The 23590-nt window shown below is 59.9% G+C and carries 28 protein-coding genes and 2 pseudogenes; 10 read left to right on the top strand and 20 right to left on the bottom strand.

What is annotated here, in order from left to right; genetic code table 11:
• Nucleotides 1-81: 81 nt before the first annotated feature.
• Nucleotides 82-270 (bottom strand): hypothetical protein, encoded by a 189-nt coding sequence (locus ACI3K0_RS07465; RefSeq protein WP_148143913.1) that lies wholly within the window; start codon nucleotides 268-270, stop codon nucleotides 82-84.
• A 29-nt stretch (nucleotides 271-299) separates the two neighbouring features.
• Between ACI3K0_RS07465 and ACI3K0_RS07460 the strand changes: the two genes are divergently transcribed.
• Together ACI3K0_RS07460 and ACI3K0_RS07455 are read left to right on the top strand one after the other, a co-directional pair.
• Entirely contained in the window at nucleotides 300-518 is a 219-nt protein-coding gene (locus ACI3K0_RS07460; RefSeq protein WP_148143914.1) for a hypothetical protein, read from the top strand.
• A gap of 420 nt (nucleotides 519-938) precedes the next feature.
• Complete coding sequence (locus ACI3K0_RS07455; RefSeq protein WP_404945187.1) at nucleotides 939-2009, top strand: DUF2336 domain-containing protein; 1071 nt, start codon at nucleotides 939-941, stop codon at nucleotides 2007-2009.
• Between the two features lie 3 nt (nucleotides 2010-2012).
• Here ACI3K0_RS07455 and ACI3K0_RS07450 read toward each other — a convergent pair whose 3' ends face one another.
• Nucleotides 2013-2360 (bottom strand): DUF1491 family protein, encoded by a 348-nt coding sequence (locus ACI3K0_RS07450; protein ID WP_404945186.1) that lies wholly within the window; start codon nucleotides 2358-2360, stop codon nucleotides 2013-2015.
• A gap of 91 nt (nucleotides 2361-2451) precedes the next feature.
• Here ACI3K0_RS07450 and ACI3K0_RS07445 point away from each other — a divergent pair.
• Both ACI3K0_RS07445 and ACI3K0_RS07440 read left to right on the top strand, forming a co-directional pair.
• A pseudogene (locus tag ACI3K0_RS07445) lies at nucleotides 2452-2760 on the top strand (ArsR/SmtB family transcription factor); the annotation flags it as partial.
• 6 nt (nucleotides 2761-2766) lie between these two features.
• Nucleotides 2767-3231, top strand: a complete 465-nt coding sequence (locus ACI3K0_RS07440; protein WP_404945291.1) for an SRPBCC family protein — start codon at nucleotides 2767-2769, stop codon at nucleotides 3229-3231.
• A gap of 125 nt (nucleotides 3232-3356) precedes the next feature.
• Here the strand turns inward: ACI3K0_RS07440 and ACI3K0_RS07435 are convergent, their stop codons facing one another.
• Entirely contained in the window at nucleotides 3357-4586 is a 1230-nt protein-coding gene (locus tag ACI3K0_RS07435) for a peptidoglycan-binding domain-containing protein (RefSeq protein WP_183822714.1), read from the bottom strand.
• Nucleotides 4558-6123 carry a sensor histidine kinase gene (locus ACI3K0_RS07430; protein ID WP_404945185.1) on the bottom strand — a complete coding sequence of 522 codons (1566 nt, stop codon included), beginning with the start codon at nucleotides 6121-6123 and terminating at the stop codon, nucleotides 4558-4560. Before ACI3K0_RS07430 ends, ACI3K0_RS07435 begins: the two co-directional genes overlap by 29 nt.
• A gap of 507 nt (nucleotides 6124-6630) precedes the next feature.
• Between ACI3K0_RS07430 and ACI3K0_RS07425 the strand changes: the two genes are divergently transcribed.
• From ACI3K0_RS07425 to ACI3K0_RS07415, 3 genes are all read left to right on the top strand, one after another.
• The gene (locus tag ACI3K0_RS07425) at nucleotides 6631-7062 is read left to right on the top strand and encodes a DUF5330 domain-containing protein (protein WP_148143920.1); all 432 of its coding nucleotides are present in this window, start codon (nucleotides 6631-6633) and stop codon (nucleotides 7060-7062) included.
• 259 nt (nucleotides 7063-7321) lie between these two features.
• Nucleotides 7322-7756, top strand: a complete 435-nt coding sequence (locus tag ACI3K0_RS07420) for an Imm50 family immunity protein (RefSeq protein ID WP_183822718.1) — start codon at nucleotides 7322-7324, stop codon at nucleotides 7754-7756.
• A 163-nt stretch (nucleotides 7757-7919) separates the two neighbouring features.
• Nucleotides 7920-8342 carry a SufE family protein gene (locus tag ACI3K0_RS07415; RefSeq protein WP_148143922.1) on the top strand — a complete coding sequence of 141 codons (423 nt, stop codon included), beginning with the start codon at nucleotides 7920-7922 and terminating at the stop codon, nucleotides 8340-8342.
• Nucleotides 8343-8347: 5 nt separating this feature from the next.
• Here the strand turns inward: ACI3K0_RS07415 and ACI3K0_RS07410 are convergent, their stop codons facing one another.
• The 11 genes and pseudogenes from ACI3K0_RS07410 to ACI3K0_RS07360 all read right to left on the bottom strand — a co-directional run bounded on the left by ACI3K0_RS07410 (nucleotide 8348) and on the right by ACI3K0_RS07360 (nucleotide 17081).
• A complete protein-coding gene (locus tag ACI3K0_RS07410) occupies nucleotides 8348-9241 on the bottom strand; it encodes a DUF6456 domain-containing protein (protein ID WP_404945184.1) in 894 nt (297 codons plus the stop codon).
• Nucleotides 9234-9608: a helix-turn-helix domain-containing protein gene (locus tag ACI3K0_RS07405; protein ID WP_246436011.1), complete on the bottom strand. Its 375-nt coding sequence runs from the start codon at nucleotides 9606-9608 to the stop codon at nucleotides 9234-9236. The genes ACI3K0_RS07410 and ACI3K0_RS07405 overlap by 8 nt, the downstream gene beginning before the upstream one ends.
• Nucleotides 9592-9651: pseudogene (locus ACI3K0_RS07400) on the bottom strand (hypothetical protein); the annotation flags it as partial. The pseudogene ACI3K0_RS07400 and the gene ACI3K0_RS07405, both read right to left, overlap by 17 nt.
• Before the next feature lie 473 nt (nucleotides 9652-10124).
• Nucleotides 10125-10556, bottom strand: coding sequence for a MucR family transcriptional regulator (locus ACI3K0_RS07395; RefSeq protein WP_148143923.1), 432 nt, complete (start codon nucleotides 10554-10556; stop codon nucleotides 10125-10127).
• A gap of 437 nt (nucleotides 10557-10993) precedes the next feature.
• Nucleotides 10994-11335, bottom strand: coding sequence for a monovalent cation/H(+) antiporter subunit G (gene mnhG, locus ACI3K0_RS07390; protein ID WP_148143924.1), 342 nt, complete (start codon nucleotides 11333-11335; stop codon nucleotides 10994-10996).
• Entirely contained in the window at nucleotides 11332-11814 is a 483-nt protein-coding gene (locus ACI3K0_RS07385) for a cation:proton antiporter (protein ID WP_183824056.1), read from the bottom strand. Before ACI3K0_RS07385 ends, mnhG begins: the two co-directional genes overlap by 4 nt.
• A gap of 11 nt (nucleotides 11815-11825) precedes the next feature.
• Complete coding sequence (locus tag ACI3K0_RS07380) at nucleotides 11826-12299, bottom strand: Na+/H+ antiporter subunit E (protein WP_183822720.1); 474 nt, start codon at nucleotides 12297-12299, stop codon at nucleotides 11826-11828.
• On the bottom strand, nucleotides 12296-13867 hold the full coding sequence (locus ACI3K0_RS07375) for a Na+/H+ antiporter subunit D (RefSeq protein ID WP_183822722.1): 1572 nt from the start codon (nucleotides 13865-13867) through the stop codon (nucleotides 12296-12298). Before ACI3K0_RS07375 ends, ACI3K0_RS07380 begins: the two co-directional genes overlap by 4 nt.
• 63 nt (nucleotides 13868-13930) lie before the next feature.
• Entirely contained in the window at nucleotides 13931-14308 is a 378-nt protein-coding gene (locus ACI3K0_RS07370) for a Na+/H+ antiporter subunit C (protein WP_148143927.1), read from the bottom strand.
• On the bottom strand, nucleotides 14308-14754 hold the full coding sequence (locus ACI3K0_RS07365; RefSeq protein ID WP_148143928.1) for a Na+/H+ antiporter subunit B: 447 nt from the start codon (nucleotides 14752-14754) through the stop codon (nucleotides 14308-14310). The genes ACI3K0_RS07370 and ACI3K0_RS07365 overlap by 1 nt, the downstream gene beginning before the upstream one ends.
• Nucleotides 14751-17081, bottom strand: coding sequence for a putative monovalent cation/H+ antiporter subunit A (locus ACI3K0_RS07360; RefSeq protein WP_148143929.1), 2331 nt, complete (start codon nucleotides 17079-17081; stop codon nucleotides 14751-14753). The genes ACI3K0_RS07365 and ACI3K0_RS07360 overlap by 4 nt, the downstream gene beginning before the upstream one ends.
• Before the next feature lie 159 nt (nucleotides 17082-17240).
• Here ACI3K0_RS07360 and msrB point away from each other — a divergent pair, with 159 nt between their 5' ends.
• Both msrB and ACI3K0_RS07350 read left to right on the top strand, forming a co-directional pair.
• Nucleotides 17241-17651, top strand: a complete 411-nt coding sequence (gene msrB / locus ACI3K0_RS07355; RefSeq protein ID WP_148143930.1) for a peptide-methionine (R)-S-oxide reductase MsrB — start codon at nucleotides 17241-17243, stop codon at nucleotides 17649-17651.
• Between the two features lie 219 nt (nucleotides 17652-17870).
• Complete coding sequence (locus tag ACI3K0_RS07350; protein WP_183822724.1) at nucleotides 17871-18893, top strand: queuosine salvage family protein; 1023 nt, start codon at nucleotides 17871-17873, stop codon at nucleotides 18891-18893.
• On the opposite strand, the gene ACI3K0_RS07345 is transcribed toward ACI3K0_RS07350, so the two are convergent.
• The 3 genes from ACI3K0_RS07345 to ACI3K0_RS07335 all read right to left on the bottom strand — a co-directional run bounded on the left by ACI3K0_RS07345 (nucleotide 18890) and on the right by ACI3K0_RS07335 (nucleotide 21568).
• A complete protein-coding gene (locus ACI3K0_RS07345) occupies nucleotides 18890-19573 on the bottom strand; it encodes a hypothetical protein (protein ID WP_183822726.1) in 684 nt (227 codons plus the stop codon). The genes ACI3K0_RS07350 and ACI3K0_RS07345 overlap by 4 nt on opposite strands.
• Before the next feature lie 91 nt (nucleotides 19574-19664).
• Nucleotides 19665-20534 (bottom strand): aldose 1-epimerase family protein, encoded by an 870-nt coding sequence (locus tag ACI3K0_RS07340; protein WP_148143933.1) that lies wholly within the window; start codon nucleotides 20532-20534, stop codon nucleotides 19665-19667.
• A 203-nt stretch (nucleotides 20535-20737) separates the two neighbouring features.
• Nucleotides 20738-21568, bottom strand: a complete 831-nt coding sequence (locus tag ACI3K0_RS07335) for an SDR family oxidoreductase (RefSeq protein ID WP_183822728.1) — start codon at nucleotides 21566-21568, stop codon at nucleotides 20738-20740.
• Between the two features lie 124 nt (nucleotides 21569-21692).
• Here ACI3K0_RS07335 and ACI3K0_RS07330 point away from each other — a divergent pair, with 124 nt between their 5' ends.
• A complete protein-coding gene (locus tag ACI3K0_RS07330) occupies nucleotides 21693-22631 on the top strand; it encodes a LysR family transcriptional regulator (protein ID WP_183822730.1) in 939 nt (312 codons plus the stop codon).
• Here the strand turns inward: ACI3K0_RS07330 and ACI3K0_RS07325 are convergent.
• Nucleotides 22591-23001 (bottom strand): cupin domain-containing protein, encoded by a 411-nt coding sequence (locus ACI3K0_RS07325; RefSeq protein WP_183822732.1) that lies wholly within the window; start codon nucleotides 22999-23001, stop codon nucleotides 22591-22593. The two genes, ACI3K0_RS07330 and ACI3K0_RS07325, sit on opposite strands and share 41 nt — an antisense overlap.
• A 75-nt stretch (nucleotides 23002-23076) precedes the next feature.
• Nucleotides 23077-23586, bottom strand: a complete 510-nt coding sequence (locus ACI3K0_RS07320; protein ID WP_183822734.1) for a GNAT family N-acetyltransferase — start codon at nucleotides 23584-23586, stop codon at nucleotides 23077-23079.
• Nucleotides 23587-23590 lie beyond the last annotated feature (4 nt).

The raw sequence follows: 23590 nt of genomic DNA, 5'->3' as shown, positions 1-23590 counted from the left end.
TCCTCGCGTGCCTTGAAACCAATGCCGCCGTGCGTCTTTGCGCAGCATTCCTCAGCATCTCACAAGATCAGGTTTTTGAATTCACTTCTGTTCGATACGGACAGCGTGATTTTCGGCCTTGCGGTCCATGCGATCGTCAAAGCGTTCGTAACGCACGCCGGTGAACATCACGATTTCACCCGCAAGAGCAAGGTTGGAAGCATCCGTCGGGCTCGAAACCTTTCGGCCTTTCCGATCACGCCATAGATTCATTACCACTATCTCTGCCATGCTCGTCTCCAATCAAGGGATCGAGAGGGATGAAGGCGGCTCTATTTCATCCTGCCCAACTGGGCCGACGCGCCCGTGCCTGCCCCGAAGGGTTCACGGACATCCGCGTCTTTCTCGTCAAAGCGTCTTTTTGCCAGACGCTGCGACATTTCACCTGCCCGTTCCGCCTGAACCAGCAGCTGCAGCAACAATCAAGTCTACTGCCCTTTCCGGCTTTATTGCCGGTCATTGCTGAAATTCAGCCATAAGACGGTTAACGAGATATTAACGCTAAAGTAGCGCCCGCTGGAAATCCGCTTTCAAGATCGGATCATTAACGCGGTGTTGCAGATTTGGTTCATTATCAGGGCCACAGAATTCAGATTTCTCTATTTATCCGCGAACGGCGCAGCGACCGAGGCCAGCTGGCGGGATGCGGACCTGTCGCTGGCCAGCATATCGGCTGTGGACAGGATGTCCCAAAACGAGCCGTCTTCACCAGACATTAACCCTATTGAGCCTAGCATCAAATCGACCTTGAGCGGGTGACGAAACCGGCGGAAACGCCGGCTGATACTGCCCGCCCACCGGGAGTTTCCAAGGTAAGGTAGATGACGTGTCGGCTGCCCTGCGGCGGCCAAACGCGTTTGTCGGCACCTCTGTTTGTATTGCGTTCGAAGAGTTTGCCCGTGACGAGTGAGTTTCGAGACCTTGAGAGACCGCAGGCGCTGCGCAGGAAGGACGTCGTGCTGATGGCAACGGTGACGAGCTTTGAAGCGCTGTCCCATCCGACGCGTTCGGAGCTGCGGCAGTTCGCCGAACTCTTCATGCCGATCTTTTCCGCTTCATCCGACGAGGCGCGCCGGCAGGCGGTCGCCGCCCTTGCGCAATCTCCCAACGTTCCTGCCGCCGTCGCCTTCTTTCTCGGTAGCCAGCCGATCGCCGTCGCAGCTCCGTTCCTGATGACATCGACCTGCCTCTCCGACGAGGCGCTGGTCACCATCGCCCGCTGCCAGGGCACCGAGCATGCGCGCGCTATCGTGAGCCGTGCCGCGCTCTCTCCGACAGTCATCGATGCGCTGGTAGGCCTGCGTCCCGATATTTCCCGGCAGGCCAGAAGCGCCACCGCCGAGCCCTATCCCGGTTCGGCGCCCGTGGAGATGCCGACGGCGGAAGTCGACACGTCCATCGATACCGACAAACGTGCGCGTGAAGAAGATCTGCGCCGCCGGATCAAGCTGCTTGCCGGCCATGTGGAACGGGTCGAAGGCGATCGTCTCGGCCTGCGCAGCCTTTCGGAAGTGCAGGAAGCGCTTCTGGTGCGGTTTGCTCGCAACCGTGAAGCGACCTTTCTCGTCACCGCGCTTTCGGACATCCTGACGACCAGCCGCTGGCTGGCCGAACGTATCCTGCTCGATCTCTCCGGCCGCCAGCTTGCCACCGTGCTGAAGAGCCTCGGCATGCAATCGGCGGACGCGACCTATATCCTTACCCGCCTCTACGGCCATCTGGCGGAAGCGAAAGATGGCGTGTCGGAGGCAGAAAGCCTGTGGCAGTCACTGGACGAAGAAGAGTGCAATGCGCGTGTGGAAGCCTGGCGCAGGGCCGATCGTTACACCTATGGTGCGGACCAGGCTGCTTCCAGACTGTTTTCCGGCGCAGATACCGACACAACGCAAGCCGAAGCCGATATCGAGGAGAGGTCCGTGCGGACCTCGGCTACACTGCGCAGAAGCGCCTCCGGTTTCAGTATCCGCTGAGGATCAGGGATCCGGCTTTACCACCGGGAAGAGATCACCGATGTCGTCGATCTCCAGCTCGACCAGCCAAAGATCGGGATCGAAACGCAGTTCCCTGTCGAGCGCGTCGCGCATGAGATCCGGCTCGGCACGCTCAAGCCGCATCTCGAACTTACGGCTGCCGTCATCCTCACTTGAAAAGAAGTTCTGCGGTGCCGGAGCATAGAGGCTCTCCAGCCCGTCGCGAAACCGCTGCCGGATAAAAATCGCCCCCGCCGCGTCCGCCCCCTTGTGCTCGACAGCCGCAAAACCGCCGAGACCATAGACGCGGCGAATGAGAGCGGAGACATAGATATCGGAACGGAGGCGCATGGGGAGTGAATAGGATGGATTGGCGGCGGAGGCAAATGATACGAAATGGCCACATCTTGACAGGTGACCACTTGGTCACCTATTCATCTGCATGGATGATATCTTCAATGCCTTGGCACATCCGCTCCGGCGCGAACTTCTAGACCATCTCCGTGAACGAGATGGCCAGACGTTAAACGAACTTGGGCGTAGTCAGTCCATTACCCGTTTCGGGGTTATGAAACATCTCAACATACTCGAAGACGCCAATCTCATAGTGACCCGCAAGATCGGCCGGGAAAAGCTGCATTACCTCAATCCGCTTCCCGTCCAGGAGATCGCGGATCGCTGGATTTCGCGCTTTGCCGCACCGTTTGCTCAAACGATAAACGACATCAAAGCTATCGCCGAGAAAAGGGACGCAACCATGGCATCAGCAATACCGAAGCACGTCTGGGAAATGTTCATTCGTGCCACACCGCAAGATGTGTGGGCCCTTCTCGCGGATGATGAGAAAACGCCGCTCTGGCAACACTTCAACATGACCTCACGAACGGAATGGGTCGTAGGCGGCGCGATCACATTCTTTGTCGGAGATCGCGAAATGATTGTCGGCAAGGTCCTGGAGATCGATCCTCCGCACCGCTTCGTACATTCCTTCAGCGCCCAATGGTCGCCGGATGTCGCTGTTGATCCGGCTTCGCGCGTCACCTGGCTCATCGAGGCTGTCGGGGAAAATGCCTGCAAGCTGACGCTGACACACGACGATTTCGGCGGTGACACCGCCACAAGCAAGGCGGTTGGTGGCGGATGGCCCGAAGCCCTGTCGCGGCTGAAGACGCTCGCAGAAACAGGCGAGCCTTTTTACATAGCTGCTCCCATGCACGGATGATGGGGCAACGAAAGGAGATCGGCGGAATGGCGTTTGCCCGATTGGCTGTCTTTAATGCTGCCAGCTCGACGGTGCCTTCATCTTCCTGCCCGTCTGAGTGACCGCCGGCGGATGACCCCTCCCCCCTAAAGCGCGCCGATCGCCTTCAGCTTCTGCAGCACGACTTCGTCGGGCTCGCCGGTTTCCGGCAGGCGGTAGTGCTTCTGGAAACGACGGATGGCGGCCTTGGTCTGTGTGCCGGCGACGCCGTCGATCTCGACATCGGTATAGGCGATGTTCGACAGGCCCTTCTGGATTTGCAGCACCATCTGCGAGGCGGGCAGTGGATCGGATCGTCTGGCGGCGGCCTGTACGGGCGCAGCAGCGGCCCGGCGCGCGCCCGGAATTTCAGCCGGCGGCATCATGCCCGGCTGACGCTCGGAGGAACGGATTGCAGCCGTGACCGGATCTTCGTTGCGGGCCGGAGCCTTTATCTGCTGGACGACAGGCTGGGTCGCGGGTCGAGCCGCAGTTCTTTGCGCCTCAGCCTTCGGCGCCTCGGCTCTGGATGCATCCGCTCTTGGAGCCTGGCGCGGGATCGGCAACGGCGCGGCCGTGGCCTGTGCTTGAGCCTGGCTCCGACTTCCGGACTGCGATTGAAGAACGGCCAGAAGTTCCGGCGTGGCTTTACCGCGCTGCGGAAGGCCAGAGGCTTCCTCGAAGAAGAGAATGGCGCTTTCGGTGCGGGGGCCCATCAGGCCGTCATCGGTGCCCTGATAGATACCACGGCGCGCAAGCTCGCGCTGGATGCCTGCAACCAGCTCCGCATCCGTCGTCGTGCCGGGCGCGGACTGCGCCGCCGGCGTCTGGCCTGCGATGATCGAACGGATGTCGTCAGCGGGTGCTTCCATGGGTGCTGCCGCGGGTGCCGTCGTCACTGGCTGTGTCGCGGGTGAGGCCACCGTCTGTAGAGAAGCAGGCGGGCGGGCGGCGGATCTTTCAGGCGCAGTCTGCCCGCCTGCCGGCGCGCGCTCGATCCGGAAAGTGGTCACGTCAGCGGGATCGGCCTGGCGAAACTGGCGATAACCGGCAATCGCGTTTGGATCGTGAGCATCACGCGTGGCAAGGAAAGGGGCCGGATGGCCACCCGGCTGATACCAGAGCGCATTGGCTGCAACGAAGGAGAAAGCAACGATGAAGGTCGTGGCGTAGAGAGTGGCCTTGGGATTGCGGACGATGGCGCCGCCGATACCGCGTGCGGAACCGGTCGCGCCGTAAAGCACGGCGGAGCCCGTGCCCGCAAGGATGCGGGACGGAAGGCTTTGCTCCTTCGCTGTCCGTCGCCCCTTAGGCGCTTTTCGCTTCCGCGTGGTCATTTACACATCCCAGCTGAATTTCGGACCGCTCCATCGCGGACCCTTCCATCATGGCCTTTTCATCCGAATTCTTCAACTGCACGGTCCTCAGCCGCGGCGGGAACTCCACCGTTTCCGCCATCGGCTCGTCGGCATCGGCCGTATCGGGGCCGCCCATCGGCAAGGTGATCGTCACGACGGTGCCCTCGCCCGGCTTGCTGGCAATCGCGAACGTGCCGCGATGGAGCGCAACCAGTCCCTTTGTCAGCGCCAGGCCGAGGCCGGTGCCTTCGTAATTGCGGCTATAGCCATTTTCCACCTGGGTGAAAGGCTGGCCGAGCGTGCCGAGCTTCTCCGGCGCGATGCCGATGCCGGTATCGCTGACTGTGACGACGAGATCGCGACCACGGACCGCAGCATCCATCGACACCACGCCGCCGCGCTCGGTGAACTTGATGGCGTTGCCGGCGAGATTGATAAGGATCTGCTGCAGAGCGCGGCGATCGGCCTGCACTTCCGGCAGGGCGCGGGAGACGCGCGCCGTCAGCGTGATACCCTTGTCGCGGGCCTGCAGGTCCAGCATGGCGCGGCAGGTCTCGATCGCTTCCGATGCCGCGAAGGGCTCAATCAGCAGTTCGTAGCGGCCGGCCTCGATCTTCGACATGTCGAGCATTGTATTGACGACGGAAAGAAGATGACCGCCCGACTGGCGGATAAGCCCGACATATTCGCGCTGGCGGTCGTTTGCCAGTTTGCCGAAATATTCACCGGCCAGCACGTCGGAAAAACCAAGAATGGCATTAAGCGGCGTGCGCAGCTCATGGCTGACGGCCGCAAGGAAGCGCGACTTCGTCTCGTGGGCGGAACGGGCCTCTTCCTGGCGACGCTCGGCCTCGCGCTTCAGCGCATCGTATTCGGAGACATCGCGCGCCTGGGCGATTACCTGGACAAGGCTACCCTCGCCGTCGCGGATGGCGGTAAAATCGAAACGGACGAGAACGAACTGGCGTCCATCGGCAACCGAAAACGTCTTCTGCACCCGAACGTCCGTCTCGGCCCGCGATGCGCCCTGGCGCAGCATGTCGAAAGCCTGGAGTAGCGCGATCTGATCCGAAACATGAACGCGCTCGGCGAGCGTTACGCCTGCGCAATCACGGATCGTTGCGGGAAACGAATGGGCATCACGGCCGCCGACCCTGTGCACATGTCCCTGGGCATCCAGCGACAACATCAGGCCGGGGCATGCATCGAAAGAAAGATCTTCACTGGCTGCCGGCTGCGGCAGCGGGCGGGGACGCGAAAAGGCGATCGCAGCGGCGACAAGGAAAGCCGAGGCGGCGATCGCAACACCGACAGGCAGCGCCAGAACCGGACGCAGCAGAGCGGTCAAAGCCATCGGGATCGCGACGAGCGATACGGCGGCGGTCAGCACCATACGGCGCAGCAGCGTGATGTCGGTTCCCCGAACCACTTCGCCACCAAGGCGCGCCAGCCAGCGTTCGGCGGTCTTGTCGACTACCTCAACAGCCTTCCCGGCAATGTTACCCAATACGCGCACTCAATACCCTGACACGAACTCGTTTTACGCGGTCACATTAGGCTTCCGCGACTTAAAGAAAGGCTAAGGATGCGCGATTCGACACTCTGTCAGAAGCCGGGTCTTCCGGCTTTGGCACATAATCGGACACCCATCTGCAATCGTAGTTAACGACAGGTAAGCGATGGATTTATCTCGATTTTTCGCGTGCTGTTAATGATTGTGGCAGAACGGGCCGGGCAAAACGCCTTGCCTTTCGAACCGCCGCCCCATTTATGCTTAACGGCATTCGCTAAAGTTTGAGACAAATGCCGCGCTGGACGGCGAAAATGCGGGGCGTGTGTCGATTTAGATCAAATTTTAGATAAATCCGAGCGGTCGCGTCAAAGGGGTATTTGCTTCCCCCCGGTACGGTGGTGTTCAAGAGCGGCACAGACCGACGCCCGGCAGAAATACTCTGCTGTGGAAAAAACAAGTGGCGAAGCCGGACCCGAGGGTGGGACAGGCCAGGTCGGACGGAATAGGGCAATGTGGTTTCTGATCAAGGGAAGTATCTTCTTCGCAGCCGTGCTGGTGGTGCTTTCATACTTCAGCAACAGGCCGCTTGAGGTCAGCGAGGGTGCCGGCGCCGTACAGATGGGCGACGCAATCTCGGCTGCGACAGGTGCCTACAGCTATATTTCTGGTCTATGCGCCGAAAAGCCGGATGTCTGTGCAAAAGGCGCGGAGACGCTTTCCGTTCTCGGCGTGCGCGCTGCCGAAGGCGCGCATGTCGCCTTTGAACTACTCGACAGCCATTTCAACAACAAGCCTGCCGCCAATCCCGCCGATGTGGCGCTGAAACAGGATCCCGAGCCGACGCCTTTCCCGGGAGATGCGGTCAAGACTCAGTCGATCGCCCCTTCCGCCCCGGTCCATACCGGTTCCGTGCCGCTGCCGCTGAAACGCCCCGCGCAATAAACGGACCATTCCTTGCATTTTACGACTTGCGCCTGGCCCCACAGCCAACGGTTCCCGGCGCCTGACTGCCCGCCCTGAATTCAGCAACTGCTGACGCCGCAAGGAAGAAACTCCTTGCGGCGATTTTTTTGCATGGGATCCCGGCTTTCAGGACACCGCCACCCTGCGCGGCACTCGACCGATGGGTTGACCGGGCACGTTGCAAGGCGCCTGCGGCCGGCTATTGTGAAATACAACCGGGTCGGGCGCGGGATGATCGATGATTTACGAAGATGTTGCGGGCGGAAAGGAATTGCTGGCATGGTTTGGAGAACTGCCAACATTCCACGATGCCGAGATTATCAGCCTGTCCCTCAACAGAAGCGGAGCCAGCGAGCTGAAGATACATGGCTGGATCATGACCGATGCAGTCGATTCTGACGGGTTCATCAAACTCGACAAACATGCCATCGTGACCTTCACTCTGGAAGGCATCATGGACCTGCAACTGGATGGCTTCAGCGGTCAAAATGTAATCGGCGGGCTTTTGCTCCAGCGCGCGACCGATCGAGGCCGATCCGATTATTACGCACTGCCTCAGGATGAGCTTGATATCGAGATCGAACTTTTGCCCTGCTACGGCCTGGACGGCTTCATCCGGGCAAAGACTGTGGCGATATCCCTCGTTCCATACGAACAAGAGAAACGGGTTTGACGCCTTGAGGGTTTCGGTTGCGAAAGCTTGCACGCCAGCCGTTCAGCCAATTCGGAATGATGCGGGACGCCGCCGCACCTCTTGCCTGCATCTATTCAGTTTTTTCTGTTATCGGCGCGCAAAATACCTATATGGAGAAAACAGAAAAACACCGGACGAGACCATGGCAGAGCTTTCCCAGATCATCGACGACTTCGCCTTCCTGGACGAGTGGGAAGATCGCTACCGGTATGTGATCGAACTCGGCAAGGCTTTGCCCGACCTGCCGGAGGCGCAGAAATCGGCTGAAAACAAGGTGCAGGGCTGCGCCAGCCAGGTGTGGCTTGTAAGCCATGTGAAGGATGCAAGCGCCGATCCGGTGATGACATTCGAAGGTGATTCCGATGCCCATATCGTGCGCGGGCTCGTCGCCATCGTACTGGCCACCTATTCTGGAAAGCACGCCTCGGAAATCGTGGCGACCGATGCGATCGACATCTTCAACCAGATCGGGCTTGTCGAACATCTTTCCTCGCAACGCGCCAACGGACTGCGCTCGATGGTTAAGCGCATCCGCGAAGAGGCGCGTTTGAAAGCTGCTGCCTGATAGATCTACGACGACCCGCTGCTGCCGTAAGACTCGGCGGCGGGGCGAAAATCCTGCGTGCCCCAATGATGGCTGTGGCGCCTCTGCGCATGACGCGGCGGCGGGGCATAATGACGGGCAAGGGCAAGAAGCGCCGTCCTCAACATAAGCTTGGCGGAGCGCACGGGCCATTGCCGTTCCCGCTCAACCAGTTCCAGCCCCTTGCCGAAACAGCAGACATCGGCTGCTACACCCGAAAGCTCCGGTCCTATCGCCTCCATCGCGCGGCCGAAACGCCGGCGCGCTTCCAGCGCGCTTGTCGCGATATCGGCAAGGCCGCCCGCCTCGCCTTTGCCGCGCGAAGACAGGCGCGGCTCCCAGGACGAGGTGATACGCGGCTGCAACTGACCGCGAGTGAAATCATCCAGCAGCTTTTCGCCGGCGCCAAGCGCCTCGGAGGGAAAGAAAGGGGTGCCGGCCTTGTCCTTCAGGCGCGCCAGGCTGGAAAGCGGCGTATCATCGAGATTGCGACTGACATTTTGGCGCGCACCGTCGATTTCCACCTCCGTCCTGACGATCTCGCCATGCTGCCCGGCAAATCCACCCTCACCTTCCATCCCCGCTGCAGCAAGCGCGCGGCGCAGGAAGTTGCGGGCTTCGGCTGATGCCTGCACGAGGCCGGCTGCGCGAGTGACAAGGCCGAGCGAAACGGCTTGTCTCAGCACCGTCTCGGGATAACAACGACGCTCCTCGCCAAGGTGAACGGTACCGGCAGAGCCGTTCGCGATCACCAGCCCGGCCTTTCCGGCACTGACGGCGTGACGCACCAGGCGCGTGAGACCTTTGACGGATACGGCCCGCCCCGATGTTGTGGACGACCCCGGCTGCACTGAACGGTCACGCCTCGATCCTTCAGTCATGACCACCCTCGCGTCCGAAAAGGTCCGAGGACTGGAAGACTGCCGTCGCCATGCGTTCGATCGCCGAGACGAATTCGTCAAAGGCCAGATCGTCTCGCCGGTCTTCGACGACATGGCAGGCATGGCCGACAGTGGTGCGGTCCCTGCCGAAAGCCGCGCCGATATCGCTGAACGACATTCGCAGCGCCACATGGCAGACATACATGGAAATCTGCCGCACATGGCAGGAAGGCCGGCGCCGCTCGTTGCGCACCATCACCCGGTCGCTCAGAAGCGAGATCGTTTCCGCCGTGATCTGGCTGACGATACGGCAGACGATACGCGCAGGAAGGCTTGCCGGGTAGACGGGCTTAGCGTCGGCAACCAGAGGAACCGCACCTATATTGCAAGCAAGCGTATCGGAGCGTCTCCCGTTCGTCGGCCCCTCTTGTTTGGTCGAAGTCTCAAAAGGCATGACAACTCCTTCTTAAATAGGAATTAATTCATACACCTTGAGCGCTAACGGGGAATGCAGGCAAGAGCAGCTTCTTACAGAAACATTGATAATGCTTATGTTTTTTTGATTTCTCTGTGCGGAAATAGGATTTATTTCCTCAATTCATCCCCGTTTTCCGGCAAAAAGCAGATCAGGACCAGCATTCGGACATGGGCCGGATGCGCAAAAGCCGAGCGACAGCCCGGCTTTTCGTGGCGCCTCAGGGCGCGCATTTTACCAAAGCAGACTGGCTAAGAGAGATCACAGCCATTGCTCAAGCTTTGATTTCCGACCCAATTCCTATGCAGAAGCGCGCGGGCATTGGCTCACCACAAGGCGGCTCTCGCCCGAAGTGGCTTCTGGCTGGATTTGCTTTTGGCCGGACGAAGCCCGGCCAGTCTCTACAAATCAGTTACGGGTGCGCTTGCGGCGCTGACCGAGGCCCATTTCTTTCGCCAGACGCGAACGAGCTTCGGCGTAGGCCGGAGCAACCATCGGATAATCGGCCGGCAGGCCCCACTTCTCGCGGTATTCATCCGGCGTCATGTTGTAATGGGTCATCAGGTGGCGCTTCAGCGACTTGAACTTCTGACCATCCTCGAGGCAGATCAGATAATCGTCCTCGATCGACTTCTTGATCGGCACCGGCGGCTTCGGCTTTTCAACCGCTGCGACGACCGGGGTCGGGGAAGATGTGCCGCTCAATGCGGTATGTACGTCTGCAATCAGGTTGGAGAGATCGCCGACGGGAACTACGTGGTTACTCACATAGGCAGCCACGATATCTGCGGTGAGTTCCACCAGCAGCTCGGGACCCTTGCCCAGTGCCATATCTGTCATTTCCGGTCTCCTGTTCGACTTATATACGGAGCCAGCCGCGACCTCCGCGGCTTCTTCCGTAGTCGAGCGATGGCGACGAGAACCCAACCTTCGCACAGCGTCCAAGGACAGAAGCCTACCCCTAAGCTTCCTGCGAGAAAAACGGATCGTCACCAGATGCTGCATGTAGCCTCCGTAAACCGCATATTCGTCCAGTTTATCCGAAGCGGCCTTATCAAGGCCGATCTAATTCAGATAAATACGCGGTAAAACGTTAGTCTACAACAGCATCATTGCTCTACTTCTATTCAATTATCACTACAATCAGGAAAGTCCAATTGCGAAATCTAGTAATGCCGAGTGGTTTCTCAACGAATATCGCATATTTCTGACATTTATTGCTGGCAATAAGGCGATTTTACAATCATCGCGCGCTTATAAATACCGTCTGAAAAATATTATTCATTGTTGACCACTGGCATTTCGTTGCAGACAGACTGATTCGCCATTGAATATCCCGCTTTCAACGACGCCATAGCCAGCAAATGCGCAGATACCGGGGCGGTCAGCACGAAGAAAAAGAAGCCGGCGAGTGCCCGTGCAAGCACTGCGATATCGCCTGATTGGAGCCCAACGGCGAGCAGTAGAAGCCCCGAAGCGACCGTCCCGGCCTTGGATGCGGCATGCATCCTTGAGTAGATATCGGGCAGCCGGTTGAGACCGATTGCCGCAACCAGGGCAAATGCCGCGCCGGCAAGGATCAAAGCAGAAGTCAGTATTGCCAGAACAAGCTGCATCACTTCCCCTTTCCCGGCTTGGGCGATTTGACGGATGGGGCCGATTTTTCCGGTTTTACTGGCCTTACGGGCTTGCCGGAGCGTTTCGAAGCCGACTTGCTGTCGCTATCGACGATCTTCTTCGTCGAAACTTTGCGCGCCTTGCCGCCGAGTTTGCTGACCTTTTCTCCAGGCCCGTCCGCCAAAATGGCGCCGGCCTGCCCTGCCGCACCAGCGAGAATGAAGCGAGCGAAAGCGACAGTTGCCAGAAAGCCGACAAGTCCAAGTGCTATGGCGATGTCAATGTAGAGTGTAAAGCCGGTCCGGATGGCGATCAGGGCGATGAAGCCTATGACGATGCCCACCAGCATATCGAGCGCCACGACACGATCGGGCAATGTCGGACCTTTGACCACCCGCCAGACCGTGAGCAGGAAGGCAACGGCGAGAACGGCAAGCGCAATCCAGATCGAGGCATGGAGGATCGCCTGCTCAAAGGTCATGCCCGACATGTTCATCGGAACGCCTCCATGATCTTGCGCTCGAAACCTTCGGCAATCTCGCGCTTCGTCGCCTCGACATCGGAGCAATCGATGGCATGGACGTAGAGGAACTTCCTGTCCTTCGACACGTCGACCGACATGGTGCCGGGGGTGAGCGTGATGAGATTGGCCAGAAGCGTGATCTCGAAATCCCTGTCCACGGTCAAGGGAAAGGCGAAGATGCCGGGTTTTACCTGCATCTTCCGCCGCGTGACGAGCACCGCCACCTTCCAGGCCGACAGAGCCAGCTCCTTGAAGAAGAGCAGCAGCAGCGACAGGATGCGGCCAAGACGCAGGAGATAACCGGTCGCGCTCATCTCGTCGCGAACGATCCACAGGGCCACAGCCGACAGTAGGAAACCGAAGATCAGATTGTGGATCGTGGCGCTGCCGGTGATCGCGGCCCAGATGATCGCCATCATCAATGACAGGACATAGATGATCATGGCGCTGCCCCTTCTGGAAACACCGAGCGGATATAGGCGGACGGATCGGCAAGGCCATCGGCGGCGGCCTGGCCGAGCGCCAGAAGCGGTTCGGGATAAACACCGAAAACCAGAACGAGGGCCGAGAGCAGGCCGATCGGCAAAACCGAACGCCAGTCCGTTTCAGGCAGGGATTGATCCATCCCGTCCGGCGCCGGCCGCCAGAAGGCGAGCAGGAAAACACGGGCGAGCGCCAGCGTGACGAGGAAGGCAGATAGGAGAATGGCGATGGCCAGCCACCAGGCGCCGATATCCAGCGATGCCTTCAACAGCATGACCTTGGGCCAGAGGCCGGAAAGCGGCGGCAGGCCGGCCGCGGCGAGCATCAGCGCCAGGGACGCAAAGGAAAACCAGGGCGCACGGCTCCAAAGGCCGCCGAGGCGCGACAGTTCGAACGTGCCGGCCAGCCGCCCTGCCTCGCCGACCACCAGATAAAGCGCGGTCATGGTGACGATCGAATGCAGCGCATAAAGGATTGCGCCACTGACGGAGGCCGGCGAACCGATTGCTACACCCGCCAGCATGTTGCCGATGCCGACGATGACGACGTAACCGACCATGCGGCGCAGGTCGTTCTGGGCAAGCGCACCGAGCGCGCCGAGGATCATGGTGAGAACGGCGGATGCGGCAACGACGAGGCTGATCGCTTCCCGCTCGACCGGCAGAAGCATGATCGTCACACGGATCAGGGCGTAGATGCCGACCTTGGTGAGCAGGCCGCCGAACAATGCCGATACGGTAATGCGCGGCGTGTGGTAGGAGGCAGGCAGCCAGAAATTCACCGGGAAGGCTGCCGCCTTCATGCAGAAGGCGAGCACGAACAGTGCCGTCAGCGTCATCAGCGGCGGCGCGTTTTCGGTCACGCCACGCAGCGCGCCAGCCTTTCGGGCGATATCGGCCATGTTGAGCGTGCCGAAGATCGCATAGAGATAACCGACAGTAATGAGAAACAGCGTCGTGCCGATGAGGTTGAGAATTGCGTATTTCAGCGCCCCTTCGATCTGCTTCGGCTCGGAGCCCAGAATGAGCAGGCCGAAAGACGAGATCAGCAGGACTTCGAACCAGACATAGAGGTTGAAGATATCGCCGGTCAGAAAGGCGCCGGAGACGCCGGCCATCAGGAGCAGCAGGAAGGCGAAGAAGCCGTGGCGCAATCCGCTCGCATCGATATCGCGTAGCGAATAGACCGCCGCCGACAGAGCCGCGAGCGCCGAAACGAGCGCCATGACGGCTCCGAACATGTCGGCGGTGAAGGATATGCCGAAAGGCGGCAACCAGCCGCCCATGGTCATGGTGACCGGCCCGCTTGATGAAACCTGCCAGAGCAGGAGCGCGTCAATGAGGACGAGCAAGACCAGCGCTGCGATGGCAATAACCGCATGAAGGCGGACCGACTTGCGGATCATCATCAGAGCCGCGCCCGCAAGGATCATCAGCGCGGTCGGCAGGATGACGAGCCAGTCGGCGAGCGCCGGGACCGTCGTGACCATGGCGGCGGCAAGATCTACGGGGGTTGATGGTGAGGCCATCAGGGCTGGCCTCCCTGTGTCGGCAAATGTCGGCGGGGAGCGGGTTGGGGCACATGCATCAAATCAATACCCCGTCGGCGGAAGCGGTTCATCGCGTGGTTCTGCGAGCAGCATTTCGTCGGTGCTGTCGGTGCCAAGTTCCTCGAAGGCGCGCCAGGTCAGCACCAGAAGGAAGGCGAAAAAGGAAAACGAGATGACGATCGCCGTCAGGATCAGCGCCTGCGGCAGAGGGTTGGCGGCGACGGAACCGAGCGTCGACGCATCTGCGGGGATGATAGGAGGAACTTCGCGGGTGATGCGGCCGGCGGTAAACAGGAGAAGATTGACGCCGTTACCAAGGAGCACGATGCCGAGCAGGATGCGGATCGTGAATTTCGACAGCATGAGATAGACGGCGGCGGCGAAGAACAGGCCGATGAGCCCGGTGAACAGGATTTCCATCAGCCACCTCCCTCGCCTTCGCCCGCGCCGCCATCCGGCTCGGTCTCCAGTGCGAGCGCAATCGCCGTGACTGAACCGACCACGACGAGATAAACTCCGATATCGAAGGACATGACCGTCGAGAGTGGCACTTCTGCGCCGAGAATATCCGGATAGATCCACAGCCCGCTCATGAAGGGAACGCCGGCTGCGATCGAAACGAGGCCGGAGACGGCCGCGAGGGCCAGGCCGGCACCGGCGATCGCCATCGGATGAAACCGGATTGCCCGCTGCACCGCACCCGGTCCATGCGCGATGCCGAAGATTGCCAGCGCCGAGGCCGCGATCAGCCCGCCGATAAAACCGCCGCCCGGCTCGTTATGGCCGCGCAGCAGGACGAAGACGGAAAAAAGCAGCATCAGGGCGGTGATGACGGGCGCGACCGTGCGCAGGATAAGGGTATTCATGAGGCGCGCCTCCCGACCCGCAGCTTGATCAGCGCCAGAACCGCAAGGCCGGTGACCATCACCACGGCGATCTCGCCCAATGTGTCGGTGCCGCGGAAATCGACGATGATGACGTTGACCACATTGGCGCCGTGAGCGATCGCCTTGGAATAGGTGTTGAAGAAATCCGTCATGAACGGATCGAAGGGCGTGCCGACCGCCTTCAGCAGCATCAGGGCAAAACCGAGGCCGCAGGCAATTGCGATCGTCCCGTCCAGCAGGATCTGCCCTGGCGGGCGGTGATCGGTGACCGACAGCCTGAGCCGCGTCATCACCAGGGTCAGGATGACGACCGACAGCGTTTCCACCATGAACTGTGTGAAGGAGAGATCCGGCGCACCGAACAGCAGAAAGATCACCGCGACCGCAAATCCCTGGATGCCGAGTGAAACGATCGCGGTCAGGCGGTCGGCGGCGCGCAAGACGGTGACGATGCCGAGTGCTGCAATGACGAAAAAGGCGATTTCCTGCACGAGGGCTCCGGCCGGCCCTGACGGCATGGCGGGGAGTTCGTCAAAAAGGAAAAGCGGCACAAGCAGGGTTGCCGCCACGGCGATGAAAGTTGCGGTGATATAGATTTCCAGCCGTCCCGGCTGGATGATGCGGACGAGGCGCGCGGAAAAACGGACAAGGCCGCTGACAAACTGATCGAACCAGCGATCCGGGCCGGGGCCGAGGCCTTCCAGCATCTGCGCAGCCAGAGCGCGAGCCCGGTCGAGCTCCCGATAGACAAGGATGCCGAGCGTCACGGTGAGCAGCGAAAGGCCGAATGGCAAGCCCAAATGCGGCATCGTGCCGATCGTGATCACCGTCGGTTCGTCGATGACCGCGCTTGCCATGGGCGATGTCAGGTAAGCGTGAAGCAGCGGCGAAAATATGCCGAAGACGAGGCCGAGCGCGGCCAATATCACGGGGCCAAGCCAGAGCGCGACCGGTGCCTCATGCGGCGTCAGCGGTGTTTGATTACCTTTTCCGACAAAGGGTTTCAGGCCGACGGCAAGGGCGATGGCAAACATCAGCGCATTGCCGACAAGCGCCGCAGCCGTGAAGAAGACGGCGCGCGGATTGCCGGTGGCAAGGGCTGCGTAGATTTCTTCCTTGGCGAGAAAACCGGCGAAAAGCGGCAGTCCTCCCATCGAGCAGGCCGCCAGAAATGCGGCTACGAAGGTGATCGGCATGGCGCGGCGAAGACCGCCCAGGAGCGGCAGCTCTCTCGTGCCTGTCCCGTGATCGACCGCGCCCGCAACCATGAACAGGGCGCCCTTGAAGAGCGAATGGGCGACAAGATAGAGTACCGCCGCCTCGATGGCATGCGGCGAGCCGAAACCGGTGAGCATGGTGAGCAGGCCGAGCGAGGCCATGGTCGTATAGGCGAGCATCAGCTTGAGATCGGTCTGGCGAATGCCGATCAGCGCTCCCGCAACCAGCGTCACGCCACCGAAAAAGGGAAGCAGGATTTCCCAGGCCGGCGTGCCGCCCAGAACCGGATTGAGCCGCATCAGCAGGTAGACGCCGGCCTTTACCATGGTTGCCGAATGAAGATAGGCGGAGACGGGTGTGGGCGCCTCCATGGCGTTCGGCAGCCAGAAGTGGAACGGGAACTGCGCCGATTTGGTGAAGGCACCGCCGAGCACGAGAAACAGGGCCGGCAGATAGAAAGGGCTCATCCGCAGCGCATCGCCGAGATGGACGAGCAGCGACAGCTGGGTCACACCGGTGACGTTCCAGAGGAAAACGAGGCCAGCCAGCAGCGACAGCCCGCCTGCCCCGGTGACGACCAGCGCCTGCAGCGCGGCACGCCTTGCGGCCTCCCGCTCATGATCGAAACCGATCAGCAGGAAGGAGGCGATCGAGGTCAGCTCCCAATAGACGAAGAGCATCAGGAAACTGTCGGAGACGACAAGGCCGAGCATCGCACCCATGAACAGGAGGATGAAGGACAAGAACCTTCCCAGATGCCGGTGCCCCTTCAGGTAACCGCCGGAATAGATCACGATCAGGGTGCCGATGCCGGTGATCAGCAGCGCGAAGGTCAACGACAGGCCATCGATGAACCAGGAGAACGACAGGTTGAGGCTGGGCGCCCACGCATATCCGCCGGTCGCGACCTCACCAGCCGAGATTTCCGACAGAAAACCGCAGAAATGCAGAAAGGACAGTGCAGGCGCGAGCGCAACGATCCAGGCGGCCCTGTCGCCGAGGCGCGAAACGAGGAATGGTGCCAGAATGGCGGCAAGGAACGGCAGGAAGAGCGCAATAAACGTCCATGCCGGCGCGGCTGCGGCCATAATCTCTCCTACCCCCCACACGGTCGATCATCGAACGCGTGTGATCGTCTTAAGTGAAACGGGCAGTTGCCTCAAGCTCAACCGGGCACAAGGCTGTGACATGCATCTTTATTCACAGCATCACGACGCCTATCTAGGGAGCAAACGAAAGGAACGGTCATGTCCTCGATCAGCACCCCAAAGACCTCAAAGAGCGACGCCGAGTGGCGCGAAGAACTGACGCCGGAACAGTATTACATCCTGCGGCAGGCAGGCACCGAACGCGCCTTTACCGGCCCCTACTGGAATTCCAGGGAAAAGGGCATTTACAGCTGTGCCGGCTGCGGCGAAGACCTGTTCGTCTCCGACACGAAATTCGATTCCGGCTGCGGCTGGCCGAGTTATTTCGAGGCGGTGAAGCCGGATGTCATTACCGAAATCCGCGACACGTCGCATGGCATGGTACGCACCGAAGTGCGCTGCGCCAATTGCGGCGGCCATCTCGGCCACGTGTTCCCCGATGGCCCGCCGCCGACCGGCCTGCGCTACTGCATCAACGGCCATGCGATGAATTTTACGCCGGTGGAATAAGCCGCCAAGGCACCCGGCGGGGCATTTCCTGACGGGTGCAATTTCTCCGGGAGGCGGCAAAACGCGCCCCGTACATATCAGCAAACGCGCAAAAGGTTGACGGCACAGGCCAAGACGCTTACGAAAATGCAACTTTTTTGTTGATGACGTGGTATTATGGTCGGCTTTCGTGCACGAGTCTGATCTCGTGACGTCAGCGAGATGGTTAGCGGGCGCAACATGACCGATATAGCCTTGAAGATGCCAGTTGGACAAACGGACAACAACAGGTCGAATGACCCGTTCTCGAAAGTCATATCGAGCTGTTCCTTCGTAGTCGACAATGCCCGGGATGTCGCAATCGACGACAATGCCCTTTCGCATTTTGCCCGGACAATGCCGCGCAACGGAAAAGTCGCATGGCAATTTTCCGGAAGACATCATTATACCGGCGAAGAATCCCTGACCCTTCGTTATGTGCTCTGCATCGGAGCAATCAATTTCGGATCGGGTTATGCGCACGATCTTATCCGGTCTGTGCCCAATTCCACATATTATACGATTGCAAGCCTGCTGAAGGATGCGGTCACGCGCGATCCGGAGATCGTGTCTTCGCAGAGGCTGATTGCCCTGACGATGAAAGAGGTGCGGGAGCTTTTCGGCCAGGCGGGTAATGACAACCCCCGGGCCACGGAACTGATGGCGCAGTTCAGGCTGAGCCTCAACGAACTCGGTCACTGGCTCATCGACCGGTATGACGACGATCTGGACGCCGTGATCGACGATACGCGCTCGACGCATACAATGCTGCAGTCATTGCTGCGGATGAAGCGGTTCGAGGACGTATCGCTCTACGACAACAAACAAATCTACTATTACAAACGCGCGCAATTGCTGATCGCGGATCTGGCGCGCGTCGGCCGCGAATTCGGCTGGTGGAATACGGTCGGGCTCGAGCGCCTGACTATTTTTGCCGACAATGCGGTCGCGCATGTTCTTCGCCAGCTCGGCGTTCTGGTCTATTCTGACCGTCTTGCCGCGCGCATCGATGCGGGCGAATACCTGGAGGCGGGAGAGCGCGCCGAAAACGAAATTAGGGCAGCGTCCGTGATTGCAGGAAACATTCTGCAAAAGACACTGGCGGCCGAGCGGAAATGGTCGACGATACTGGAAATCGACCATTACCTCTGGGATGTTTCCCACGAGCCGGAGTTTCGCAGGCCATCCATGCGACGGCATATGTGCCGGACGATCGCTTATTAAGGGGCAACCGTGCCGCCAGACGCGGGCCGGATCACGCTGAGAACCTTGTCGTTGAAGCTCTTGTCTTCGGACATGGCTTTTGCCCGCACTTCCACCAACTCATGCGCTTTATTTCCGGTTATCTTCGGGCCTATTTGCGTCAGGAACGGAAACACGCTGGACTCATACCCACGCGCCTTGTCGGCTACGATTAACTTGGCGAGGGCAGCAACCGTTGCGCCGTCGCTCAGAGCGGCCGTAAACCAGTATCCCAGCGAGGTCTTACGAATATCTTCCGCAGTGGCATGACCAATTTCCACGAGAAAGGCAACCTCGTTGAGCGTGCTGAGGAAGCTTAGCAACTGCCCTTCCTTCTTGCTTTCTCGCGTAAATGGATCGTAGACAATTGTGCCGTAATCCAGCTCCTTCGTCACATCTCCAAACTTTTCGTGGCTGCGACTATACCACTCCTTGATGGTGACGAGTGCCGATACACGCCGTTCGCTTTTAGTGGAGCGGATCGTGAAATAGGCGGCGACTGCGGCAATAGCTGCTGCTACCGCCGAAACCACGCTAGCTATCGTCGCAGCCATGTTCCACCAGCTCGTGGAACTTGTGTCCGAAAGGGCAGAAACGGCTGGCTTGCAGAAAAAGAAAAACGGAAAAATCCAATTGCAACTGTCGAAAAAAGTGGGCGTCACTTCCTATCCCCATTATTGATTTAACATGGGGATATCAACTCTGCGTTGCTCACTCGTCAAGGGCTGGGATGCCGGAAAACCAACTGCCGGATCAACCAGTTACCAAAACCGAAAAGGTAAAGCGCACCTTCTCGCCTGCAGGCAAAATTGTGGTGTAGGGGCGTTTTGCCATTTCGGCCGAACCTCCCGCCTCTGCCGCAGTGCCATGCCAGGGTTCGACGCAAAGAAACGGCGCGCCGACCTTTTGCCAGAGCGCCAGGTTAGGCAGGTTGTCGAACGCGAATTTGAGGCTCGGGCCGCCCTCGGCTGCATAGGTCAGCCCCTTGCCTGCACCTTCGGCAAAGATCATCGCATCGGCTTCGAAAAGGTCATGGGAAAGGGTGAGATGCCCTTTCGAAAAGGGTGACGGCAGCTTGTCCCTTGTGACAAGCCCGTCTTCAAGCCGGGTCAGGAGCGGCTCTGCGCCATTGTCGAGCGTTATCGTATGTGGCTTGCCTTCTCCACCCGGCAGCGGCCAGAGGAAGGCCGGATGATAGCCCAGGCCGAAGGGCATCGGACGACTGTCGCGGTTTTCGACTTCGGCCGTCACCGTCAGGCTGTGGCCTTCGAGTGAATGGGTGAGCGAAAGCAGGAACGCGAAAGGATAGGTTTTCAGGGTGTCCTGTGAGCTTTCAAGTTCAAAACGGCAAGTGGAGGTGCTGGCGTCGGCCAGCACCCATTCGGCCCTTCGGGCAAAGCCGTGCTGACCCATTTCGTAGGGCACGCCATCGACGGCAATGTGGTTGCCGGGCGCCTTGCCGACGATCGGGAACAGGATCGGGGAACGGCCGGTCCAGAAGGCAGCATCGCCGTTCCACAACCAGTCCCGGCCATCGGTCGTCTGCAGCGACTGCATTTCGGAGCCGAGCGAAGAAATCTCGGCGACGAGTTCATCGCTGGTTATACGGACGATATCGGGCATGCTGCTGTTCCTCCGGCACGCTAAAACACGTCGCAATCTTTCAGATTTGCCTGCCGTGTTTTAGCTCTTTGTTTTTGCGCATGTCTTCTTCCCGAAACCGGTGACCGCTTTCGGGAGACATGCCGTGGAATCGGTGCGACATATTTGCCCGACATGCGTTGACGTTCAATGACGACTTGAACATCCGGATCGCTTCATGCCGATTAGTCGGTAAAATCCATGGCAAGTGTCGTCGCCTTATGCGCCTCCAGTTCAGCGAGACGCCCCTCAAGTGCTGCCTTTATCGACGGATAGGTGGCACCGCCAAGGGCCAGGCGGAGCGGCGGATTTTCATGGCCGGCATAGTCGATCATCGCTTCCGCCATCCTGTCCGGGTCGCCCTTGATATCGAAACCACCATTGAAGATGGCGTGACGAACCTGTCCTGCGGGCGTATCGGCGTAGATATCCATTGGCGCGGCGATGGACAGACCCTTGGCGAAATCGGTGCGCGTCGGCCCCGGTTCGACGATCGTAAACCCGATGCCAAAGGGTGCGACTTCCTTGGCAACGGCATCGACGAAACCTTCGATACCCCATTTGGTGGCGTGGTAGAGGGAGAAGCTGGGATAGGTGATCTGCCCGCCTTCGGACGCGACCTGCTGGATCAACCCGCCACCCTGGGCGCGAAGATGCGGCAGCGCCGCGCGAATGATCTGAATCGAGCCGATCAGGTTGGTGTCGATCTGGCGGCGGATTTCCTCGTCACTCAACTCTTCCGCCGCACCGAACAGGCCATAGCCGGCATTGTTGACGACGACATCGATAGGGCCGAGTTCTGCGAATGCGCGGTCGACGGTGGCGCGTATCGCATCCTGATCGGTGAGGTCGAGCTTTGCGATCCACAACCGGTCGCCATAGGTTTGGCGCAGATCGTCCAGCGCATCGATGCGCCGCAGGGTGGCGGCGACGCGATCACCGCGGGCCAGAAGCTTTTCGGTGAGCAGGCGGCCGAAGCCGGAGGATGTGCCGGTGATGAACCAGGTTCTGGACATGATCTTTCTCCTTCGTTCTGCGGCTTGCCGAGCTTTTCGAAGCCGGAGTTTCTGCAGGGAAGATAGCCCTTGCCAATTCATGCTATAAGCAGTTCAATCCTGCATAAGCTGGTGAAATTTCCCCATGAATGAAAAGCCGACGCTCAATGACCTTGCGGCCTTCACGGCGATTATCGCGCATCGCAGTTTTCGCAGGGCGGCAGAGGAACTGGGGCTTTCGCCCTCGACGCTGAGTCACATGATGCGCGGGCTGGAGGCGCGGATGGGCGTGCGCCTGCTCAACCGAACGACACGCAGCGTTTCGCCCACCGAGGCGGGTGAGCGGCTGGTGGCAAGGCTCGGGCCGGCGCTGCGCGAACTCGATGCGGCACTGGAAGCGGTCGATGATTTTCGCGGCGGGCCGAGCGGCACGGTCAGGATCAACACCAGCAGCATCGTCATTCGCAGGCTGCTGGACAATGCGGTTCCGGCATTTCTCGCCCGTTATCCGGACGTGGCGCTGGATCTGGTCAGCGACGGGCGGCTGGTCGATATCGTCGTAGACGGGTTCGATGCCGGGATCAGGCTGCGCGAGAGCGTGCCGCAGGACATGATCGCCATCGCGTTCGGCGGCCCTGCCCGCTTCATCACGGTGGCCTCGCCGGATTATATAGCCACCCGTGGCGAACCTTTGACGCCGCAGGATCTTTCAGGGCACAACTGCATCCGGCTGAGGATGCCGAGCGGCAAGCTCTATAGGTGGGAATTCGAACGGCGCGGCGAAGAGATTGTCGTGGATGTTTCCGGTCCGCTGACGCTCGACGATACCGAGTTGATGGCAAAGGCTGCCGCGGCGGGTCTCGGCATCGCATATGTGCCGCAGCATGTGGCGGAAGACTATATCCGGCAAGGCAGGCTGGTTGCCGTACTTTCCGACTGGTGCCCGGAGATCGACGGCCTTTGCCTCTATTATCCGGGGCACAGGCATGTGCCGACCGGATTGCGGGCCTTCATCGACATATTGAAGGAGATCGACGGAAAGCTCAGTCCTTCTCGACTGGCCGCGAGTAATCCACGTCGCTGACCGGCTCCAGCCAGTCGGCGGTGACGCCATCCTGCGCCTCCTGGATGGCGATATGGGTCATGGCCGTTTCGACGCCTGCGCCATGCCAGTGTTTTTCGCCCGGAGAAAACCAGACCACATCGCCCGGACGCAATTCCCTGACCGGGCCGCCTTCAGTCTGGGCGCGGCCGAAACCTGCGGTGATTATCAGCGTCTGGCCGAGCGGATGGGTGTGCCAGTTGGTACGGGCACCGGGTTCGAAGGTGACGCTTGCGGCGCGCACCCGCGCCGGTTCCGGCGCCTCCATCAGCGGGTCGAGCCGCACCGTGCCGGTAAAATAATCCGCCGGCTGTTTCTTCGAGGCCTGTGAGCCGCTGCGCCTGATATCCATTTCGGGTGTCCTTTGCTTCCAAGTATCGCCGGCAATGTAGGGTGTTGGATGGAAACGCAGAATACGCTGGACAGTTCAGACCTTAGTGAGTTTCAGCTCCATGCAGGTCAGGTCCAGCCAGCGGCCGAATTTCGTGCCGACCTCGGAGAATTTGCCGGCGATGCGGAAGCCGAGCGCGTTGTGGAGCGCGATCGAGGCCTGGTTTTCGGCTTCGATCGCGGCGATCATCACATGCACGCCGTTCGAGGCGGCGCGGGCGATCAGTTCTTCCATCAGCTTGCGGCCAAGACCGTGGCCGCGGAAGGACTTGTGGACATAGACCGAATGTTCGACGGTGAAACGATAACCGTCGAAGGCACGCCAATCGCCATAGGAGGCGTAACCGGCAACGTCGCCATCGAGCTGCGCGACGATAACCGGAAAACCCTTCGCCTTACGGGCATCGAACCATGCGCGGCGGTTTTCGATATCAACCAGCGTCTCGTTCCAGATCGCAGTCGTATTGAGAACCGCGTCGTTATAAATCTCCATGATGCCGTGCAGGTCGGCCTCATCTGCGTCGCGGATGATCGGGGTATTGCTCATTGCC

Source organism: Rhizobium sp. ZW T2_16 (assembly GCF_044987325.1).
Classification (GTDB): domain Bacteria; phylum Pseudomonadota; class Alphaproteobacteria; order Rhizobiales; family Rhizobiaceae; genus Neorhizobium; species Neorhizobium cellulosilyticum.
Note: the sequence above shows the minus strand (reverse complement) of the source record. Positions and strands in the feature narration are given on the sequence as shown.

Coding starts and splice junctions, on each gene's coding strand:
- ACI3K0_RS07465 (WP_148143913.1), bottom strand. CDS start 270: ATGGCAGAGATAGTGGTAATGAATCTATGGCGTGATCGGAAAGGCCGA.
- ACI3K0_RS07460 (WP_148143914.1), top strand. CDS start 300: ATGAAGGCGGCTCTATTTCATCCTGCCCAACTGGGCCGACGCGCCCGT.
- ACI3K0_RS07450 (WP_404945186.1), bottom strand. CDS start 2,360: ATGCGCCTCCGTTCCGATATCTATGTCTCCGCTCTCATTCGCCGCGTC.
- ACI3K0_RS07440 (WP_404945291.1), top strand. CDS start 2,767: ATGGCATCAGCAATACCGAAGCACGTCTGGGAAATGTTCATTCGTGCC.
- ACI3K0_RS07435 (WP_183822714.1), bottom strand. CDS start 4,586: ATGACCACGCGGAAGCGAAAAGCGCCTAAGGGGCGACGGACAGCGAAG.
- ACI3K0_RS07425 (WP_148143920.1), top strand. CDS start 6,631: ATGTGGTTTCTGATCAAGGGAAGTATCTTCTTCGCAGCCGTGCTGGTG.
- ACI3K0_RS07420 (WP_183822718.1), top strand. CDS start 7,322: ATGATTTACGAAGATGTTGCGGGCGGAAAGGAATTGCTGGCATGGTTT.
- ACI3K0_RS07415 (WP_148143922.1), top strand. CDS start 7,920: ATGGCAGAGCTTTCCCAGATCATCGACGACTTCGCCTTCCTGGACGAG.
- ACI3K0_RS07410 (WP_404945184.1), bottom strand. CDS start 9,241: ATGACTGAAGGATCGAGGCGTGACCGTTCAGTGCAGCCGGGGTCGTCC.
- ACI3K0_RS07395 (WP_148143923.1), bottom strand. CDS start 10,556: ATGACAGATATGGCACTGGGCAAGGGTCCCGAGCTGCTGGTGGAACTC.
- ACI3K0_RS07385 (WP_183824056.1), bottom strand. CDS start 11,814: ATGACCTTTGAGCAGGCGATCCTCCATGCCTCGATCTGGATTGCGCTT.
- ACI3K0_RS07380 (WP_183822720.1), bottom strand. CDS start 12,299: ATGATCATCTATGTCCTGTCATTGATGATGGCGATCATCTGGGCCGCG.
- ACI3K0_RS07375 (WP_183822722.1), bottom strand. CDS start 13,867: ATGGCCTCACCATCAACCCCCGTAGATCTTGCCGCCGCCATGGTCACG.
- ACI3K0_RS07370 (WP_148143927.1), bottom strand. CDS start 14,308: ATGGAAATCCTGTTCACCGGGCTCATCGGCCTGTTCTTCGCCGCCGCC.
- ACI3K0_RS07365 (WP_148143928.1), bottom strand. CDS start 14,754: ATGAATACCCTTATCCTGCGCACGGTCGCGCCCGTCATCACCGCCCTG.
- ACI3K0_RS07360 (WP_148143929.1), bottom strand. CDS start 17,081: ATGGCCGCAGCCGCGCCGGCATGGACGTTTATTGCGCTCTTCCTGCCG.
- msrB (WP_148143930.1), top strand. CDS start 17,241: ATGTCCTCGATCAGCACCCCAAAGACCTCAAAGAGCGACGCCGAGTGG.
- ACI3K0_RS07350 (WP_183822724.1), top strand. CDS start 17,871: ATGACCGATATAGCCTTGAAGATGCCAGTTGGACAAACGGACAACAAC.
- ACI3K0_RS07340 (WP_148143933.1), bottom strand. CDS start 20,534: ATGCCCGATATCGTCCGTATAACCAGCGATGAACTCGTCGCCGAGATT.
- ACI3K0_RS07335 (WP_183822728.1), bottom strand. CDS start 21,568: ATGTCCAGAACCTGGTTCATCACCGGCACATCCTCCGGCTTCGGCCGC.
- ACI3K0_RS07330 (WP_183822730.1), top strand. CDS start 21,693: ATGAATGAAAAGCCGACGCTCAATGACCTTGCGGCCTTCACGGCGATT.
- ACI3K0_RS07325 (WP_183822732.1), bottom strand. CDS start 23,001: ATGGATATCAGGCGCAGCGGCTCACAGGCCTCGAAGAAACAGCCGGCG.
- ACI3K0_RS07320 (WP_183822734.1), bottom strand. CDS start 23,586: ATGAGCAATACCCCGATCATCCGCGACGCAGATGAGGCCGACCTGCAC.